The 18,038-nt window shown below is 67.7% G+C and carries 12 protein-coding genes and 2 tRNA genes; 7 read left to right on the forward strand and 7 right to left on the reverse strand.

Annotated features, from left to right (window positions below):
• Positions 1-60: 60 nt before the first annotated feature.
• From ABD05_RS15745 to ABD05_RS15755, 3 genes are read left to right on the forward strand one after another with little or no spacing between them, the layout of a single operon-like run.
• Positions 61-591, forward strand: coding sequence for a septation protein A (locus tag ABD05_RS15745; protein WP_034181202.1), 531 nt, complete (start codon positions 61-63; stop codon positions 589-591).
• Between the two features lies 1 nt (position 592).
• Entirely contained in the window at positions 593-901 is a 309-nt protein-coding gene (locus ABD05_RS15750; RefSeq protein WP_047900921.1) for a BolA family protein, read from the forward strand.
• 18 nt (positions 902-919) lie between these two features.
• The gene (locus ABD05_RS15755; RefSeq protein ID WP_047900922.1) at positions 920-1,702 is read left to right on the forward strand and encodes a peptidylprolyl isomerase; all 783 of its coding nucleotides are present in this window, start codon (positions 920-922) and stop codon (positions 1,700-1,702) included.
• 173 nt (positions 1,703-1,875) lie between these two features.
• On the opposite strand, the gene ABD05_RS15760 is transcribed toward ABD05_RS15755, so the two are convergent.
• Positions 1,876-2,421 carry a GNAT family N-acetyltransferase gene (locus ABD05_RS15760; RefSeq protein ID WP_047901253.1) on the reverse strand — a complete coding sequence of 182 codons (546 nt, stop codon included), beginning with the start codon at positions 2,419-2,421 and terminating at the stop codon, positions 1,876-1,878.
• Between the two features lie 5 nt (positions 2,422-2,426).
• Positions 2,427-6,491 (reverse strand): phosphoribosylformylglycinamidine synthase, encoded by a 4,065-nt coding sequence (gene purL / locus ABD05_RS15765; protein WP_047900923.1) that lies wholly within the window; start codon positions 6,489-6,491, stop codon positions 2,427-2,429.
• A gap of 328 nt (positions 6,492-6,819) precedes the next feature.
• Between purL and ABD05_RS15770 the strand changes: the two genes are divergently transcribed.
• The 3 genes from ABD05_RS15770 to pgi all read left to right on the forward strand — a co-directional run bounded on the left by ABD05_RS15770 (position 6,820) and on the right by pgi (position 11,450).
• A complete protein-coding gene (locus tag ABD05_RS15770) occupies positions 6,820-8,121 on the forward strand; it encodes an FAD-dependent oxidoreductase (protein WP_047900924.1) in 1,302 nt (433 codons plus the stop codon).
• Positions 8,122-8,174: 53 nt separating this feature from the next.
• Positions 8,175-9,716: an NAD(P)H-hydrate dehydratase gene (locus ABD05_RS15775; protein WP_047900925.1), complete on the forward strand. Its 1,542-nt coding sequence runs from the start codon at positions 8,175-8,177 to the stop codon at positions 9,714-9,716.
• 111 nt (positions 9,717-9,827) lie between these two features.
• The gene (pgi, locus tag ABD05_RS15780) at positions 9,828-11,450 is read left to right on the forward strand and encodes a glucose-6-phosphate isomerase (protein WP_047900926.1); all 1,623 of its coding nucleotides are present in this window, start codon (positions 9,828-9,830) and stop codon (positions 11,448-11,450) included.
• A 60-nt stretch (positions 11,451-11,510) separates the two neighbouring features.
• On the opposite strand, the gene ABD05_RS15785 is transcribed toward pgi, so the two are convergent.
• A complete protein-coding gene (locus tag ABD05_RS15785; RefSeq protein WP_047900927.1) occupies positions 11,511-12,224 on the reverse strand; it encodes an ABC transporter ATP-binding protein in 714 nt (237 codons plus the stop codon).
• Between ABD05_RS15785 and ABD05_RS15790 the strand changes: the two genes are divergently transcribed.
• Positions 12,223-12,897 (forward strand): arylesterase, encoded by a 675-nt coding sequence (locus tag ABD05_RS15790; protein ID WP_047900928.1) that lies wholly within the window; start codon positions 12,223-12,225, stop codon positions 12,895-12,897. The genes ABD05_RS15785 and ABD05_RS15790 overlap by 2 nt on opposite strands.
• A 73-nt stretch (positions 12,898-12,970) precedes the next feature.
• On the opposite strand, the gene ABD05_RS15795 is transcribed toward ABD05_RS15790, so the two are convergent.
• From ABD05_RS15795 to lon, 4 genes are all read right to left on the reverse strand, one after another.
• Positions 12,971-14,905, reverse strand: coding sequence for a SurA N-terminal domain-containing protein (locus ABD05_RS15795; protein WP_047900929.1), 1,935 nt, complete (start codon positions 14,903-14,905; stop codon positions 12,971-12,973).
• A 137-nt stretch (positions 14,906-15,042) separates the two neighbouring features.
• Positions 15,043-15,119, reverse strand: a tRNA-Asp gene (locus ABD05_RS15800).
• 23 nt (positions 15,120-15,142) lie between these two features.
• Positions 15,143-15,218: transfer RNA gene (locus ABD05_RS15805), tRNA-Val, on the reverse strand.
• 204 nt (positions 15,219-15,422) lie between these two features.
• The gene (gene lon / locus ABD05_RS15810; protein ID WP_047900930.1) at positions 15,423-17,846 is read right to left on the reverse strand and encodes an endopeptidase La; all 2,424 of its coding nucleotides are present in this window, start codon (positions 17,844-17,846) and stop codon (positions 15,423-15,425) included.
• Positions 17,847-18,038: the final 192 nt, after the last annotated feature.

Consider the following 18,038-nt stretch of genomic DNA (forward strand, 5'->3'; position numbering starts at 1 on the left):
GGCGGGTCCCTACAACGGTGAAAGGCCGCGCAAGCGGCCTTTCACGCAGCTGCGAGCGCCATGAAATTCCTGTTCGATCTGTTTCCGATCATCCTGTTTTTTGTCGCCTTCAAGGTCTGGGGCATCTTCACCGCCACCGCCGTCGCGATCGTCGCGACGCTGGCCCAGGTCGCGTGGGTCGCCTTCCGGCACCGGAAGGTCGACACGATGCTGTGGGTCAGCCTCGGCGTGATCGTCGTCTTCGGCGGCGCTACCCTCGTCCTGCATGACGAGAAATTCATTCAATGGAAACCGACTGTGCTGTACTGGTTGTTTGCGGTCGGGCTGCTTGCCGCGCGCTATGCGTTCGGCAACAACCTGATCGAGAAGATGATGGGCAAGCAGCTCACGCTGCCGCACCCCGTGTGGGACAAGCTGAACGTCGCGTGGGCGCTGTTCTTCGCGGTGCTCGGCGTCGCGAACCTGTACGTGGTGCACAACTTCACCGAATCGCAATGGGTGAACTTCAAGCTGTTCGGTACGACGGGCGCGATGGTCGTGTTCATCATCCTGCAGAGCTTGTGGCTCACGAAGTACCTGAAGGACGAATGACATGACGGACGCCTTTCTCCACGCGTCGCCCGACGAACGCATCGCGCTGATCGAAGCACGCCTCACCGCGTCGCTCGCCCCCGTGTCGCTCGCCGTGCGCGACGACAGCGCGCAGCACGCGGGCCACGCCGGCGCGGCCTCCGGCGGCCACTACACGGTCACGATCGTGTCGGCCGCCTTCGCGGGCAAGCCGCGCGTCGCACGGCACCGGCTGGTGTATGATGCGCTCGCTGATGCGATGCAGCGCGGCATTCACGCGCTCGCGATCGTGGCTTACACGCCCGAAGAATTCAACGAATCTTCTATCTAGTCTCATTAGGAATTCCCGATGATCCTGAAATCCCCCCGCCTGTGGGTCGCGGCGGCTGCTTTCGCAGCGGCACCGGCATTCGCCCAGAACATCGCCGTCGTCAACGGCACGCCGATTCCGAAGTCGCGCGCCGACGCGATGGTTGCTCAGCTCGTCCAGCAAGGCCAGACCGACAGCCCGCAACTGCAGCAGGCCGTGCGCCAGGAACTCGTGAACCGCGAAATCCTGATGCAGGAAGCGATCCGCGAAGGCATCCCGAACCGTCCGGACGTGAAGGCGCAGGTCGCCGTCGCGCAGCAGACCGTCGTGCTGCGCTCGATGATCGAGAGCTTCCTGAAGAAGAACCAGCCGACCGACGCCGAAGTGAAGACGCGCTACGACGAACTCGTCAAGGGCGCCGGCGGCAACCGCGAATATCACCTGCACCACATCCTCGTCGACAACGAGCAGCAGGCGAAGGACCTGATCGCGAAGATCAAGGCCGGCGCGAAGTTCGAGGATCTCGCGAAGCAATACTCGAAGGATCCGGGTTCGGGCAAGAACGGCGGCGATCTCGACTGGTCCGACCCGAAGGCGTACGTGCCGGAATTCGCGGCAGCCGCGCAGACGCTGCAGAAAGGCCAGATGACCGACGCGCCGGTGAAGACGCAGTTCGGCTGGCACATCATCCGCGTCGACGACATCCGCGACATCGCGCCGCCGCCGTTCGACCAGGTGAAGGCGCAGATCGCGCAACAACTCGTGCAGCAGAAGCTGCAGGCGTTCGAGGAAGGTCTGCGCCAGCACGCAAAGATCCAGTAACGCAGGCGCACGTCGCCCGTGCATCGGAAAGCCGCTCTTCGGAGCGGCTTTTTCATTTGGCGTGCGGGATCGCGCGCATCGCGAGGTTTCGGCAGCCGGTCGACGCGCGATAAAAAAGGCTGCTCCAGGAGCAGCCTTTTCTGTGCCGGACATCACCCGCGCCGCCGCGTTCCCTACGCGGGATAGAACACGTCGTGATAGCGCGCTTCGCCCGACGGCAGCGGCGCCGATGCGTCGAACGACAACGCGAGGAAATACTCGCGCGGTACGTCCGGAAACACGATGTCGCCGGACGGCTCGAACCCGAAGCGCGCGTAGTACGCGGGATCGCCGAGCACGACGCAGCCGCGCGCGCCGAGCCGGCGCAACGCGTCGAGCCCCGCGCGCACGAGCCCCGCGCCGACGCTCTGCCGCTGGCAGTCGGGCAGCACCGCGAGCGGCGCAAGCCCGTACCACTGCTGTCGATCCGCCGGTTCGCCGCCGATCGCGACCGGCGAGAACGCGACGTGGCCGATGACGCGCCCGTCGCGCTCCGCGACGAGCGACACGCTCAGCAAACCGTCCGCGCGCAGCGCGTCGACGATCCGCCGCTCGAACTGCCCGCCTTGCGGCTCGCCCGCAAACGCCGCGCCAATCACGCGGCCGATCGTGTCGACCTCACTCTTGCGCTCGTCGCGCAGCGTGACGACCTCGACCGGCGCATTCGGGTCGAACATCATCCGGATCAGCCGATCCAGCGGCGCGCGTTGCGGAACACGCGCATCCACGGGCTCGCCTCGCCCCAGCCTTCCGGGTGCCAGCTCATCGCGACCGTACGGTGCACGCGCTCCATGTGCGGCATCAGCACCGAGAAGCGGCCGTCGGCCGTCGTCACCGACGTGATGCCGGCCGGCGAGCCGTTCGGGTTGAACGGATAACGCTCGGTCGCTTCGCCGCGGTGGTCGACGAAACGCATCGCGACTGCCACGCGGTCGATATCGCCCTGCTGCGAGAAGTCCGCATAACCTTCGCCGTGCGCGACCGCGACCGGGATCCGCGAGCCTTCCATCCCCGCGAAGAAGATCGACGGCGACTTCTCCACTTCCACGAACGAGAAGCGTGCCTCGAACTGTTCGGACTTGTTGCGCGTGAACTTCGGCCATGCTTCCGCGCCCGGGATCATCGACGCGAGGCTCGACAGCATCTGGCAGCCGTTGCAGATGCCGAGCGCGAACGTGTCCGGACGCGCAAAGAACGCCGCGAACATGTCAGCGAGGTTCGCGTTGAAACGGATCGTCTTCGCCCAGCCTTCGCCCGCACCGAGCACGTCGCCGTACGAGAAGCCGCCGCACGCGACCGCACCCGCGAAATCGGCCAGCGTCGCGCGGCCCGCGAGCAGGTCGCTCATGTGCACGTCGTGCGCGTCGAAGCCCGCACGGTCGAACGCATAGGCCGTTTCCAGATGCGAGTTCACGCCCTGCTCGCGCAGGATCGCGACGCGCGGCCGCGCGCCGGTCGCGATGAACGGCGCGGCGATGTCGTCGGCCGGATCGAAGCTCAGCACCGGCGAGATGCCCGGATCGGCCGCGTCGAGCAGCGCGTCGTATTCGGCATCCGCACATGCGGGGTTGTCGCGCAGGCGCGCGATGCGCCAGCTCACTTCGCCCCATGCGCGATGGAGTTCGGTGCGCGGAGCGTCGAAGATCTTCTTCGCGTCGCGGTACACCTCGATCACGTCGCGGTCGTTGACCGAGCCGATCACGTGCGAACACGCCGACAGACCGAACTCGCGCAGCGCGCCGAGCACCGCGTCGCGGTCGGCCGCACGCACCTGCACGACGGCGCCGAGTTCCTCGGAGAACAGCGCGCGCAGCGTGCGATCGTCGCGGCGGCCGCTCGTCTGCTTCGCCCAGTCCTTTGCGTCGCCGTAGTCGGATTCATGCTTCTCGTCGAGCGTCAGCATGTCGACGTTCAGCGACACGCCCGCGTGGCCCGCGAACGCCATTTCGCACACCGTCGCCCACAGGCCGCCGTCCGAGCGGTCGTGGTACGCGAGCAGCTTGTCCTGCGCATTGAGCGACTGGATCGCATTGAAGAAGCGCTTCAGGTCTTCCGCATCGTCGACGTCCGGCGTCGTGTCGCCGACCTGCTGCGTGACCTGCGCGAAGATGCTGCCGCCCATCCGGTTCTTGCCGCGGCCGAGATCGATCGCGATCAGCACGCTGTCGCCCGCGTCGGCGACGCGGCGCAGTTGCGGCGTCAGGTGACGGCGCACGTCCTCGACCGGCGCGAACGCGGAGATGATCAGCGACACCGGCGAGACCACTTCCTTCGCGACGCCCTGCTCGTCCCACTTCGTCTTCATCGACAGCGAGTCCTTGCCGACCGGGATGCCGATCCCGAGCGCCGGGCACAGCTCCATGCCGATCGCCTTGACCGTGTCGAACAGCGCGGCGTCCTCGCCGGCCGTGCCGCACGCGGCCATCCAGTTCGCCGACAGCTTCAGCTTGTCGAGCGACGCGATCGGCGCGCTCGCGATGTTCGTGACTGCTTCGCCGACCGCCATGCGGCCCGATGCCGGCGCGTCGATCACCGCGAGCGGCGTGCGCTCGGCCATCGTCATCGCCTCGCCCTTGAAGCCCGCATAGTCGAGCGCGGTGACCGCGCAGTCGGCCACCGGCACCTGCCACGGGCCGACCATCTGGTCGCGCACCGACGTGCCGCCGACCGAACGGTCGCCGATCGTGATCAGGAACGACTTGCTGCCGACCGTCGGGTGCTTCAGCACGTCGACGGCGACTTCCGACAGTGCGATGCCCGTCACGTCGACCGGCGCGCGCTCGGTCGCCACGCGTGCGACGTCGCGGTGCATGCGCGGCGGCTTGCCGAGCAGCACTTCCATCGGCATGTCGACCGGATATTCGTCGCCCCCCGTCGCTTCGGCGTCGACGAGCTGCAACTGGCGCTCGTCGGTTGCAACACCGACCACCGCGAACGGGCAGCGCTCACGCGCGCAGATCGCCTCGAAGCGCGGCAGGTCCGCCGGCGCGATCGCGAGCACGTAGCGCTCCTGCGCCTCGTTCGACCAGATCTCGCGCGGCGACAGGCCCGATTCCTCGAGCGCGACCTTGCGCAGTTCGAAGCGCGCGCCCTTGCCCGCGCCGTCGACGATCTCGGGGAACGCGTTCGACAGGCCGCCCGCGCCGACGTCGTGGATGCTCAGGATCGGGTTTTCCGCGCCGAGCTGCCAGCAGCCGTTGATCACTTCCTGCGCGCGACGCTCGATTTCGGGGTTGCCGCGCTGCACCGAGTCGAAGTCGAGCTCGGCCGTGTTCGCGCCGGTTGCCATCGAGCTCGCCGCGCCGCCGCCCATGCCGATCCGCATGCCGGGGCCGCCGATCTGGATCAGCAGCGAGCCGGCCGGCACGTCGTGCTTGTGCGTATGTTGATCCGCGATGTTGCCGAGGCCGCCCGCGATCATGATCGGCTTGTGATAGCCGCGCACCTGGCCGCCGACGTTCTGCTCGTACACGCGGAAATACCCGCCGAGGTTCGGGCGGCCGAATTCGTTGTTGAACGCGGCGCCGCCGAGCGGGCCGTCGATCATGATCTGCAGCGGCGACGCGATGCGGTCCGGGCGGCCGTACGGGCCGTGCGCATCGTTCGGGTTGCGCTCGCCGACCGGCTGCGCCGCGTCGCGCGCGTTTTCCCACGACTGGCGTGCATCGGGCAGGTCGAGGTTCGACACGGTGAAGCCCGTGAGGCCGGCCTTCGGACGCGCCCCGCGGCCCGTCGCGCCTTCGTCGCGGATCTCGCCGCCCGCGCCGGTCGCCGCACCCGGGAACGGCGAGATCGCCGTCGGGTGGTTGTGCGTCTCGACCTTCATCAGCGTGTGCGTGAGCTCGGTGTGGCGGCCATAACGCTCGCCCGGCTCGCCGGCCGCGCCTGCGTTGCGCGGGAACCAGCGCTCGGCCTCGGCGCCGACCATGATCGACGAGTTGTCCGAATACGCGACGATCGTGCCCTGCGGGTTCAGCTTCTCGGTGTTGCGGATCATCGCGAACAGCGACATGTCCTGCGCTGCGCCGTCGATCGTCCACTGTGCGTTGAAGATCTTGTGGCGGCAGTGCTCGCTGTTCGCCTGCGCGAACATCATCAGTTCGACGTCGGTCGGGTTGCGTTCGAGCTTGCGGAACGCATCGACCAGGTAGTCGATTTCGTCGTCGGCGAGCGCGAGGCCCAGCTCGACGTTCGCGCGCTCGAGCGCGCCGCGGCCGACGCCCAGCACGTCGACGCTCGCGAGCGGCTTGGCCGGCAGTTCGTCGAACAGGTGCTTCGCGTCGTCGCGCGCGGCGACCACGCTTTCGGTCATCCGGTCATGCAGCGCGGCGGCAACGGCCGCACGCGCGTCGTCGGACAGCGCCTTCTTGCCGCCGAGCAGGCCCGACTTCAGCGTGACCGTGAATTCGACGCCGCGCTCGATGCGGCGCACCTGCGTGAGGCCGCAGTGCTGCGCGATGTCGGTCGCCTTGCTCGCCCACGGCGAGACCGTGCCGAAGCGCGGCAGCACGACGAAGGTCTCGGCCGCCCCCTTCTCGGCCGCCGGCTCGAACGGCGCACCGTAGTGCATCAGCGCGTCGATGCGCGCGCTGTCGTCGGCCGACAGCGGCTCGGCCGCATTGACGAAGTGCAGGAACTGGCCGCGCACCGCGACGATGTTGGCGTCGATTTGCCTGAGCGTGTCGAGCAGACGGGTTTGACGGAAATCGGAGAGGGCCGAAGCGCCGGGAAAACACGAGAAGTGAGCCATGGGCTGGACTGACGTCGATGAGTCGCGCAAGGTGGCGACGTGGGGCGAAAGGAAGGCCGTAATTATACCCGGAAGTCGGTCGCCCCAAACCGGCCGATCGGTAGTCCGCATGCACCGCAACGGTGCCGCGGCGCGCGCCGCGCACGGCCGCCCGCCGGGCCGGCCCGCGCGGACGCGGCAGCCGGCGGCCGCGGCGCGGCCGCACGGTACGCGCGCGTCCGACGTCGGTTACCGCGATTTTGGCGCTATCATTCCGGGTTCACCGGGCCGGGGCCCTCTGCGAATTCTCACCGGGTGGCGTGCGCGCCGCCCGTCATCGAAGCAATCCATGGATGTCATCGTCATCGGCGGCGGAATCAGCGGCGTCGCCACCGCCTACCAGCTGCGCGCGGCCGGCCATCGCGTGTGCGTGGTCGAACGCCACGCGACCGTCGCGCAAGGCGCGACCTACGGCGACGGCGGCGCGCTGCTGCCGAGCCCGCTCGACGTCTGGTTCGGCCCGACCTTCATGCGCCAGCGCCAGCCGCGCGACAGCGGCATCGTTTACAAGCCGGGCTTCAACGGCGGCGTGCGCCGCTTCGTCAAGCAGCTCGCCGCGCTGCGCGAGCCCGACGTGTTCGCCGCGCAGTACGCGCGGCTGCGCCCGCTGATCGACGCGTCGCGCGACACGCTCGCCGACATCGAGGCGCGCCTCGAACTCGAATTCGAACAGAAGCCCGGCATCCTGCACGTCGTGCGCGATCCGCGCGACTGGGAAGCGATGCAGCCCGCGCTCGACCTGCTGCGCACGCTCGACCAGCCGTACCGCACGCTGAGCGCCGACGAATGCGCGGCACTCGAACCGTCGGTGCCGGCCGAGCCCGGCTTCGCCGGCGGCGTGCTGCTCGAGACCGAGCGCACCGGGAACTGCCCGCTGTTCGCGAAACTGGTCAAGCAGACGCTCGACGAGCACGGCGTGCAGTTCCGCTTCGGCGCCGACGTTGCCGCGATTCGCGTCGACACCGGCCGCACCGCGGTCGAACTCGTTCCGTCCGGCCACCGGAACGCAGCGAAGGCGCACGAAGTCGACGTGATTTCCGCCGACGCGATCGTGGTCGCCGCCGGCGCCGGCAGCCTGCCGCTGCTCGACCGGCTCGGCTGGCGCCTGCCGCTGCACCCGGTACGGGTCCATACGCTCACCGCGCCGGTCGCGTACGAAGAGCACGCGCCGCACCTGAGCGTCGTCGATTCGATCAAGCGCATCTCGATCACGCGCACCCACCAGCGACTGCGCGTCGGCGGCGGCGCCGTGCTGCAAAGCCTGCCCGACACCGCGAAGCCGCTCGCCGAGCCGCTGTCCGAGGCTGCGCTCGCGCTGCTCGGCCAGGCCGTCCACGACTGGGTGCCCGGCGCCGCCCGGATCTCGGCCGCGCTGTCGTGGCAAGGCACGCAACTGCTGTCGCCGGACGGCCTGCCCGTCGTGGGTCCGACCCCGCATCCGCGCGTATTCGTCAATTTCGGGCACGGCCCGACCGGCTGGGGGCTCGCGTGCGGGTCTGCTAAAGTGGTGACCGACTATCTGGGCGGCGACGTGCAGCACTGGCCCGCCGACACGCTCGCCGCGCTGCGCGCCGAGCGCTTCACGACCTGACCGCCGCGGGATCGTCCCGCGGCAGCATCCTTGCCAGCCGCCACGATCCCGCGATGACCGCTACCCACCCGTTTCCCGATTCCGATCCGATCGCGCTGCTGCGCGTCGCCGACTTGCGCGCGGCCGAAGCCGACGCAGCCGCGGCGCTGCCGCCGCACACGCTGATGGGCCGTGCGGGTGCCGCCGCCGCGCGCTGGCTGTCCGAGCGCGTCGCGGGCGAGCGCCCCGTGTGGTTCGCGGTCGGCCCCGGCAACAACGGCGGCGACGCGCTGGTGACCGCCGCGCAGCTCCAGCAGCTCGGCGTCGCGACGCAGGCGTGGATGCCGGTGCCGGTCAAGCCGGACGACGCACAATGGGCGCTCGGCCTCGCGCGCGCGGCCGGCGTACCGCTGTCGGCCACGCCACCCGCGTCGCTGGACGGTTATGCATGGGTCGTCGACGGGTTGTTCGGCATCGGTCTCGGCCGCGCGCTCGACGGCGCGTTCGCCGAGCAGGCCGCGCGCATTGCCGCGCATGCACGGAGCGGCGGCCGCGTGCTCGCGCTCGACGTGCCGAGCGGCCTCGACAGCGATACGGGCCGGATCGTCGGCGCGGGCGTCGCCGTCGCGGCCACGCATACGCTCACCTTCATCGGCGCGAAGCCGGGCCTCTACACGGGCGACGGCCGCGACCTCGCCGGCGAGATCGACATCGAGTCGCTCGACGTCGCGCCGCCCGCCGCGCCGGCCATCGTACTGAATGCGCCCGCGCGATTCGCCGCGGCCCTGCCCGCGCGCGCGTTCGCGTCCCACAAGGGCACGTTCGGCAGCCTCGCGGTGCTCGGCGGCGACACGGGCATGTGCGGCGCGCCGATCCTGGCCGCGCGCGCCGCGCTGTTCGCGGGCGCCGGCAAGGTGCACGTCGGCTTCCTCGGCGCCGGCGCCCCGCCGTACGACCCGCCGTTCCCCGAACTGATGCTGCATCCGGCCGACGGCCTCGACCTCGGCGCGATGACCGCGATCGCGGCCGGCTGCGGCCTCGGCACGCGCGAGGCCGCGGCAACGCTCGTGCGCGACGTGCTCGCCCATGATGCCGCGACATTGCTCGATGCCGACGCGCTGAACCTCGTGGCGACGCATGCGGACCTCGCGGCCGCCGTCGCCAAGCGCGGCGCGCGCGGCAATCCCTGCGTGCTGACCCCGCACCCGCTCGAGGCCGCGCGGCTGCTCGGCAGCGACACGGCAACGGTGCAGCGCGACCGCGTCGCGGCCGCGCAAGCGCTCGCCGCGCGCCATGCGGCCATCGTCGTGCTGAAAGGCTCGGGCACGGTGATTGCGGCGCCCGACGGCCGCGTGACGATCAACCCGACCGGCAACGCGGCGCTCGCCACCGGCGGCACCGGCGACGTGCTCGGCGGCCTGATCGGCGCGCTGCTCGCACAGCGCGTCGCGCCGTACGAAGCGGCGCTCGCGGGCGTCTACCTGCACGGCCTCGCGGCCGACACGCTGACCGCGCACGGCACCGGCCCGGCCGGGCTCACGGCCGGCGAACTCGCGCCGATGGTGCGCACGCTGATCAATCGCCTTTTTTATCCGTCGCCGCGCGCCGACACATAACGCCGCTATACTGACTGCCCCGCCGCACGGCGGGCCCTCTCGTCCGCCGGCCTTCCGATCCCGATGAGCCGGCGCGGCATTCCTCCCGATTCACGCTTCACTCGAACTGCCATGACGCTGAATTCGCTCCCCGCCTGGACTGCCCTTCAATCCCACTTCGAACAGATCCGCCACGCCCGGCTGCGCGACTGGTTCGCGCCGGAAAACGACCGCGCGCCGACCCGCGCCGAACGCTTCACGATCCCGGGCGGCGGTCTCGCGGCCGATCTCTCGAAGAACCGCATCAACGACGAAACGCTGCGCCTGCTCGTGCAGCTCGCGCGCGACGCAGGCGTCGAAGCGCGCCGCGACGCGATGTTCGCGGGCGAGATCGTCAACCCGACCGAAGGCCGCGCCGCGCTGCACACCGCATTGCGCGCGACCGACCCGCAAGCGCCGTTCCACGCACAGGTGAGCGCCGAGCGCGCGAAGATGGCGACCTTCGCGCGCGCCGTGCGCAGCGGCACGTGGACGGGCTACACGGGCAAGCGCATCCGCCACGTGATCAACATCGGCATCGGCGGCTCCGATCTCGGGCCGAAGATGGTCGTGCATGCGCTGCATCACGTCGCGACACCTGAAATCTCGACCCACTTCGTGTCGAACGTCGACGGCGCCGATCTTGCGCGCGTGCTCGAACAGGTCGATCCCGAGGAAACGCTCGCGATCATCGTGTCGAAGACCTTCACGACGCTCGAGACGATGACGAACGCACGCTCGCTGCGCGACTGGTTCGTCGCGCGCGGCTGCCCCGAGGAAGCGCTCGCGAAGCACTTCGTCGGCGTGTCGGCGAACCCGGCCGAAGTCGTGAAGTTCGGGATCGCCGCGGACAACGTGTTCGAAATGTGGGACTGGGTCGGCGGCCGCTATTCGCTGTGGTCGGCGGTCGGTCTGTCGATCATGATCGCGATCGGCCCCGAGCAGTTCGACGAACTGCTGGCCGGCGCGAACGACATGGACCGCCATTTCCGCGAAGCGCCGCTCGAACGCAACCTGCCGGTACTGCTCGGCCTGATCGGCATCTGGTACCGGAATTTCTTCGGCTCGCAGAGCTATCTCGTCGCGCCGTATTCGGAAGCGCTGCACTACCTGTCGTCGTACCTGCAGCAGCTCGAAATGGAGAGCAACGGCAAATCCGCGCGGCTGGACGGCACCTTCGTCGATTACCCGACGTCGGCCGTCACGTGGGGCGAGCCGGGCACCAACGGTCAGCACGCGTTCTTCCAGATGCTGCACCAAGGCCCGACGATCGTGCCGATCGACTTCATCGCGGTGCTGACGCCCGAGCATCCGCTCGCGAGCCATCATCCGAAGCTGCTCGCGAACTGCTTCGCGCAAAGCGAGGCGCTGATGCTCGGCCGCACGCTCGACGAAGCGCGCAAGGTCGCCGGGCCCGGCAACGAAGCGCTCGCGCCGCACCTGACGTTCCCCGGCAACCGCCCGACGACGACGCTGCTCGTCGAAGCGCTGACGCCGCGCACGCTCGGCGCGCTGATCGCGCTTTACGAGCACAAGGTACTGGTGCAGGCGACGGTGTGGGACATCAATCCGTTCGACCAGTGGGGCGTCGAGCTCGGCAAGATTCTCGGCAAGGTCGTCGAAGCCGACCTGTCGGCCGAGTCGGTCGATCCCGCGAAGCACGACTCGTCGACCACCGCGCTGATCGAACGCGCCCGCGCGGCGCTCAAGCGCTGACGCGACGGCGTCATGCGCACGCCAGCCGCGCAGCACAACCCGCGCGGCTGGCAGAAAAATTCAGGCGCCGCGCTGCGCCGCGTGCGGCTCGACGATGCGTCCGGTGTCGAGCGTCACGGTCGTCGCGCAGCGGCGCGCGAGTTCGGCATCGTGCGTGACGAGCACGAGCGTTGCGCCGTGCGTGCGGTTCAGTTCGAACATCAGGTCGATGACCGCGTGCCCCGTCGCCGCGTCGAGGCTGCCGGTCGGCTCGTCGGCAAACAGGATCGCCGGGCGCGTGACGAAGGCGCGCGCGAGCGCGACGCGCTGCTGCTCGCCGCCCGACAGCAGCTTCGGATAATGCGCGGTGCGTTCGCCGAGACCGACCTGCACGAGCAGCGCCCGTGCGCGATCGGCCGCATCGCGCGCGCTGATGCCGCCCCGCAGTTCGAGCGGCAGCATCACGTTCTCGAGCGCCGTCAGGTGCGGCATCAACTGGAAAGACTGGAATACGAACCCGACTGCGCCGTTGCGCAGCGCGGCGCGCTCGTCCTCGTCGAGCTGGTCGAGCGCGCGGCCGAGCAGGCGAACCGTGCCGCTCGTCGCGCTGTCCAACCCCGCAAGCAGGCCGAGCAGTGTCGACTTGCCCGACCCCGACGCGCCGACGATCGCGAGGCTGCTGCCCGGCCGCACGGCGAGCGTGATGCCGTCGAGGATCGTCAGCTCGCCCGTTGCGTCGGCGACCCGCTTGCACACGTCATGGACTTCGATGATCGGATCGGTAATCTTGAACATGGACACGACATTTCGCTGGAAAAGACGCGCGGCGCTCGCCGCGCTGCTGGGCACCCTGCTGGCCGCAACCGCGCCCGCACGCGCCGTGACGGCGCCGGCCCCGACATCGGGCCAACCGGTGATCGTCGTGCTCGGCGACAGCCTGTCGGCCGAATACGGGCTGCCGCGCGACACGGGCTGGGTTGCATTGCTGCGGCAGCGGCTCACGACCGAGCGAATCGATTATAGCGTCGCGAACGCCAGCGTCAGCGGCGACACCACGAGCGGCGGCCGCGCTCGGCTGCCCGCGGTGCTGCAGCGGCTCAAGCCTTCGATCGTCGTCGTCGAGCTCGGTTCGAACGATGCGCTGCGCGGCGTGCCGCTCGCGACGACCGAACAGAACCTGCGCGACATCATCGCCGGCGCGCGGCGCGCGCAGGCAAAGGTCGTGCTGGTCGGCATGTACGTGCCGCCCAATTACGGGCCCGACTACACGCAGAAGTTCCACGCCGTCTATACGCGGTTGTCGAAGGATCTCGGCGTGCCGCTCGTGCCGTTCCTGCTGGCCGGCATCGAGAACAAGCCCGAGATGTTCCAGGCCGACCAGATGCATCCCGCGCAGCAGGCACAGGGCATTCTGCTCGACAACGTCTGGCCGGCACTGAAGCCTCTGCTCGGCAAGCCTCGCAGCTGACGACGCAGCCCCGCCGGAAAACAAAAAGCCCCGCTTCGTGCGGGGCTTGTTATTGTTGCATGCGAAACGATGCTCAGTTGCCGCCGTCCTGCGACTGGCTGGTCGTCGTCCCGTACAGCTTGACTTTCGAGCGATCGCGCAGCGCGGCGAGATACGCTTCGCCCTCGCTTTGCGCGTCGACCTGCGCCATCTGCTGCTGCGCCGCCGCCAGTTGCTGCGGATCGACGGCCGTACCCGGGATCACCGCGTTCACGCGGTAGATCGCATAGCCGTCCGCGCCGAGATCGACCCCGACGTAAGCCGGCAGCGTCTTCGGATCGACCTTGTAGACGGCGCTCAACGCGGCCGGCGTCAGGCCCTGCGACTGCGTGCGCGACACCTTCTGCACTGCCGTGAACCCGTCGGCCGACTTCGACTTCTGCAGCCCGGCCAGCTTCGCCGCACCGTCCTTCTGCGCGAGTGCCGCGGCCTGCTCGGCGACGACCTTCTGGCGTACGACGTCCTTGATCGCGTCGAGCGCGGGCACCGCAGCCGGCTTGTAGTCGGTCACGCGCGCCGAGATCAGCGTGTTGTTGCCGACGTCGATCGCCTGCGTGTTGTTCTGGTTCTTCACCGAGTCGTTCGCGAACACGGCGGCCAGGAACTTCGGATTGTTCAGCGGGCTCGTCGGCGGCAGTTGCGGATTCGGCGTCGGCGTGACGCTGGCCGTCTGGATCGTCAGCTTGTACTTGTCCGCGGCCGGCTGCAGCGTCTTCGCCTTTTCGTAGACGGTCGACGTGAAGCCTTCCGCGTTGTCCGTGAACGCCTTCGACGCGTACTGCCGCTTCAGGTCGATCGCGATCTGGTCCTTCACTTCCGCGAACGGCTTGACGGCCGCCGGCTTCACTTCGGTCGCCTTCAGGATGTGGAAGCCGAGATCCGACTGCACGACACCGCTCACGTCGCCCTGCTTGAGTGCGAATGCGGCATCGTCGAACGCCTTGCCGCCTGCCGTCGAGCCGCGCGTAATGAAGCCGAGGTCGCCGCCCTTCGCAGCCGACGGCGCGTCCTGCGAGCTCTTCTGCGCGATCTGCGCGAACTGGTCCGGATGCGCCTTCACGTCGGCGAGCACCTGTTCGGCCTTCGTCTTCGCGGCCGCCTTGTCGGCCGCGCTTGCGCTGCCCGCCGCGGCGATGAAGATGTGGCTCACGCGCACCTGCGCTTCGGTGCGGAAGTGCGTCGGGTTGTCGTCGTAGAACTTCTTGATGTCCGCATCGGTCGGCTGTGCGCCTGCGGCCGCCGCGGCCGGCGAATAGACGAGGTACTGGATCGTTGCGGTCTCCGGCGTCGCGAAGCTCTGCTTGTGCGCGTCGTAGTACGCGGTGAGTTGCGCGTCGGTCGGCTGGACCTTCGATGCGAAATCGCTCGTCTTCAGCACCAGCGCCTGCACTTCGCGCTGCTGCGCGGCGAGTTCGGACAGGTGTTGCGCGAGGCTCTTCGGCGTGAACGCGCTCGACACGATGCTGGCCGGAATCTGCTGCAGCGCGAGGCTGTAGCGCACGCGCTCCTGGTACTGCTCGGGCGTCATCCCCTGGAACGACAGCAGTTGCGCGTAACGCTCGACGTCGATCGAACCGTCGGGCTTCTTCAGCGACGCGATCATCGGGTCGCTCATCAGCGCATCGCGCACCGCATTGTCGGACGCGGTCAGGTGCAGACGCTGCGTTTCGTCGGCCAGTACGCGTTGCTGGATCAGGCCGTCGAGCACCTGCTTGCGATGCTCGGGCGTATCGAACATCTTGACGTCGAACTGCCCGCCGAGCGCCTGACGCGCCTGGTCGATCTGCTGGCGGAACGCGCCGTCGAATTCGACCCGCGTGATCTTGTGCCCGTTGACCGCTGCGGCGTTCGCACTATCGTCGAAGAAGCCGCGGAAGCCTTGGATCCCGACGAAACCCAGCCCCGGCAACACGATCAGGAGCAGGAGCGCCATCATCAGGCGCTGGTGATTACGGAAGAAATCGAGCATGCTTGACGGGAAAATTGGACAAAACGACCGATATTACAACATACGGGGTGGGACGGGAGAAATCCAGACGTGCTGCGAGCAGCCGCAACCGGAAACGCAAATGAAAAAGCCCGCACGAGGCGGGCTTTTTCATTTTCTGGCGGAGCGGACGGGACTCGAACCCGCGACCCCCGGCGTGACAGGCCGGTATTCTAACCGACTGAACTACCGCTCCTTGGTCTGGCTGAATCAGGAAACTGGTGGGTGCTGAGGGGTTCGAACCCCCGACCTACGCCTTGTAAGGGCGCCGCTCTACCAGCTGAGCTAAGCACCCGTTTCCGATTCGTTCTGGCTGCGATCTGCGTTTCCGCATCAACAACCAGCGAGCCCGCAAGTTTAATTCATCCCAGATCATTTTGCCAAGCCCGGATGCGAATTTTTTCTGCAGCGTCCGCTCGCGATCCCGCACGCATAAAAAAACCCGCGGACACGCCGCGGGTTTCGTGAACAACCGTCAGGAAGAACGGCGCTCGGGTACTCAGTGCTTGACGACTTCCGTCGAGCCGGCATCCTTCGCCGCCTCGCCGACCGGCGCCGCTGCCTTCGCTTCTTCTTCCGGCGGCAGCGGAGTCGGCGAACGCTCGAGCGCGAGCTCCAGCACCTTGTCGATCCAGCGGACCGGCACGATCTCGATCGCGTTCTTCACGTTGTCCGGAATGTCCGCGAGATCCTTCACGTTCTCTTCCGGGATCAGCACGAGCTTGATGCCGCCGCGATGCGCAGCCAGCAGCTTTTCCTTCAGCCCGCCGATCGGCAGCACTTCACCACGCAACGTGATTTCGCCCGTCATCGCGACATCGGCACGCACGGGGATACCCGTCAGCACCGACACCAGCGCGGTCGTCATCGCACCGCCGGCGGACGGACCGTCCTTCGGCGTCGCGCCTTCCGGCACGTGGATGTGGATGTCCTGCTTCTCGAACGCTTCGTCCTTGATGCCCAGACGGCGCGAACGCGAACGCACGACCGAACGTGCAGCCTCGACCGACTCCTTCATCACGTCGCCGAGCGAACCCGTGCGGATCACGTTGCCCTTGCCGGGCATCACCGCGGCTTCGATCGTCAGCAGGTCGCCGCCGACTTCCGTCCACGCGAGGCCCGTCACCTGACCGACCTGGTTTTCCTTCGCCGCGAGGCCGAAGTCGTACTTGCGCACGCCGAGGAACGTATCGAGGTTCTCGCCATCGACCTTGATCGCGCCCGATGCCTTCTTCAGCAGCAGCATCTTCACGACCTTGCGGCAGATCTTCGACACTTCCCGCTCGAGCGAACGCACACCGGCTTCGCGCGTGTAGTAGCGGATGATGTCGCGGATCGCCTGTTCGGCGACGTCGATCTCGCCTTCCTTCAGCCCGTTGTTCTTCTTCTGCTTCGGCAGCAGGTAACGCTGCGCGATGCTGACCTTCTCGTCTTCCGTGTAACCCGACAGACGAATCACTTCCATCCGGTCGAGCAGCGGCGGCGGGATGTTCAGCGAGTTCGACGTCGCGACGAACATCACGTCAGACAGGTCGAAGTCGACCTCGATGTAGTGGTCGGCGAACGTGTGGTTCTGTTCCGGATCGAGCACTTCGAGCAGCGCCGACGACGGATCGCCGCGGAAATCCATGCCCATCTTGTCGACTTCGTCGAGCAGGAAGAGCGGATTGCGCACGCCGACCTTCGTGAGGCTCTGCAGGATCTTGCCCGGCATCGAACCGATATACGTACGACGGTGGCCGCGGATCTCGGCTTCGTCGCGCACGCCGCCGAGCGCCATCCGGACGAACTTGCGGTTCGTCGCACGGGCGATCGACTGGCCGAGCGAGGTCTTGCCGACGCCCGGGGGCCCGACGAGGCACAGGATCGGCGCCTTGACCTTGTCGACGCGCTGTTGCACCGCGAGATACTCGAGGATCCGTTCCTTGACCTTCTCGAGGCCGAAGTGATCCTCGTCGAGCACCTGCTCGGCGTTCGACAGGTCGTTGTTGACCTTGCTCTTCTTGCGCCACGGCAGGCCGATCAGCGTGTCGATGTAGTTGCGCACGACGGTCGCTTCCGCCGACATCGGCGACATCAGCTTCAGCTTCTTCAGCTCGGCATCGGCCTTCTTCTTGGCTTCCTTCGGCATGCGCGCGGCATTGATGCGCTTCTCGAGTTCCTCGAGATCGGCACCCTCTTCGCCTTCGCCCAGTTCCTTCTGGATCGCCTTGACCTGCTCGTTCAGGTAGTACTCGCGCTGGCTCTTTTCCATCTGGCGCTTCACGCGCCCGCGGATGCGCTTTTCGACCTGCAGGATGTCGATCTCGGCTTCGAGCTGCGCAAGCAGGTGCTCGAGACGCTCGATGACCGGGAACATCTCGAGGATGTGCTGCTTCTGGTCGAGCTTCAGCGGCAGGCGCTCGGCGATCATGTCCGCGAGGCGGCCTGCTTCGTCGATGCCCGACAGCGACGTGAGGATCTCCGGCGGGATCTTCTTGTTCAGCTTCACGTACTGGTCGAACTGCGACACGATCGCGCGGCGCAGCGCTTCCGTTTCAGCGCTGTCGGCATGATCGGGCTCGAGCGGCATCACGTCGCAGGAGAACTGCGTCTCCTGTTCTTCGATCGACAACGCCTTCGCGCGCTGCAGGCCCTCGACGAGCACCTTCACGGTGCCGTCCGGCAGCTTCAGCATCTGCAGGATGTTGGCGATACAGCCGACCTCGTACATGTCCTTTTCGGTCGGTTCGTCCTTGGCCGCGGTTTTCTGGGCGACGAGCATGATGTGCTTGCCGCCTTCCATCGCTGCTTCGAGGGCCTTGATCGATTTCGGCCGGCCCACGAAGAGCGGAATCACCATGTGCGGGAAAACGACGACGTCCCGCAGCGGCAGCAGCGGGAGCGTGATGCGTTCCGGCGGGAGAAGTTGGGTGCCTGACATTTCATTTCCCCATGAGTGGAATCAATTGTTCGGTAATTGAGGCCGCCACAACGAATTGCAAGCCTTCAAGTGCGGGAAATATTCGGTAAGAAAGTAACCACCGCGTGTCGAGTCAGAGTTACCCACAAGATAAACGAAAAAAAGCCGCCCACGGTCTCATGAACGGCCTTTTTCGCAGAACATCGTCGGCAA

This window comes from Burkholderia pyrrocinia (assembly GCF_001028665.1).
Lineage (GTDB): Bacteria > Pseudomonadota > Gammaproteobacteria > Burkholderiales > Burkholderiaceae > Burkholderia > Burkholderia pyrrocinia.

Excerpts from the sequence above, each read along its gene's own strand:
- ABD05_RS15745 (WP_034181202.1), top strand. The coding sequence starts at position 61 with ATGAAATTCCTGTTCGATCTGTTTCCGATCATCCTGTTTTTTGTCGCC.
- ABD05_RS15750 (WP_047900921.1), top strand. The coding sequence starts at position 593 with ATGACGGACGCCTTTCTCCACGCGTCGCCCGACGAACGCATCGCGCTG.
- ABD05_RS15755 (WP_047900922.1), top strand. The coding sequence starts at position 920 with ATGATCCTGAAATCCCCCCGCCTGTGGGTCGCGGCGGCTGCTTTCGCA.
- ABD05_RS15760 (WP_047901253.1), bottom strand. The coding sequence starts at position 2,421 with ATGATGTTCGACCCGAATGCGCCGGTCGAGGTCGTCACGCTGCGCGAC.
- purL (WP_047900923.1), bottom strand. The coding sequence starts at position 6,491 with ATGGCTCACTTCTCGTGTTTTCCCGGCGCTTCGGCCCTCTCCGATTTC.
- ABD05_RS15770 (WP_047900924.1), top strand. The coding sequence starts at position 6,820 with ATGGATGTCATCGTCATCGGCGGCGGAATCAGCGGCGTCGCCACCGCC.
- ABD05_RS15775 (WP_047900925.1), top strand. The coding sequence starts at position 8,175 with ATGACCGCTACCCACCCGTTTCCCGATTCCGATCCGATCGCGCTGCTG.
- pgi (WP_047900926.1), top strand. The coding sequence starts at position 9,828 with ATGACGCTGAATTCGCTCCCCGCCTGGACTGCCCTTCAATCCCACTTC.
- ABD05_RS15790 (WP_047900928.1), top strand. The coding sequence starts at position 12,223 with ATGGACACGACATTTCGCTGGAAAAGACGCGCGGCGCTCGCCGCGCTG.
- ABD05_RS15785 (WP_047900927.1), bottom strand. The coding sequence starts at position 12,224 with ATGTTCAAGATTACCGATCCGATCATCGAAGTCCATGACGTGTGCAAG.
- ABD05_RS15795 (WP_047900929.1), bottom strand. The coding sequence starts at position 14,905 with ATGCTCGATTTCTTCCGTAATCACCAGCGCCTGATGATGGCGCTCCTG.
- lon (WP_047900930.1), bottom strand. The coding sequence starts at position 17,846 with ATGTCAGGCACCCAACTTCTCCCGCCGGAACGCATCACGCTCCCGCTG.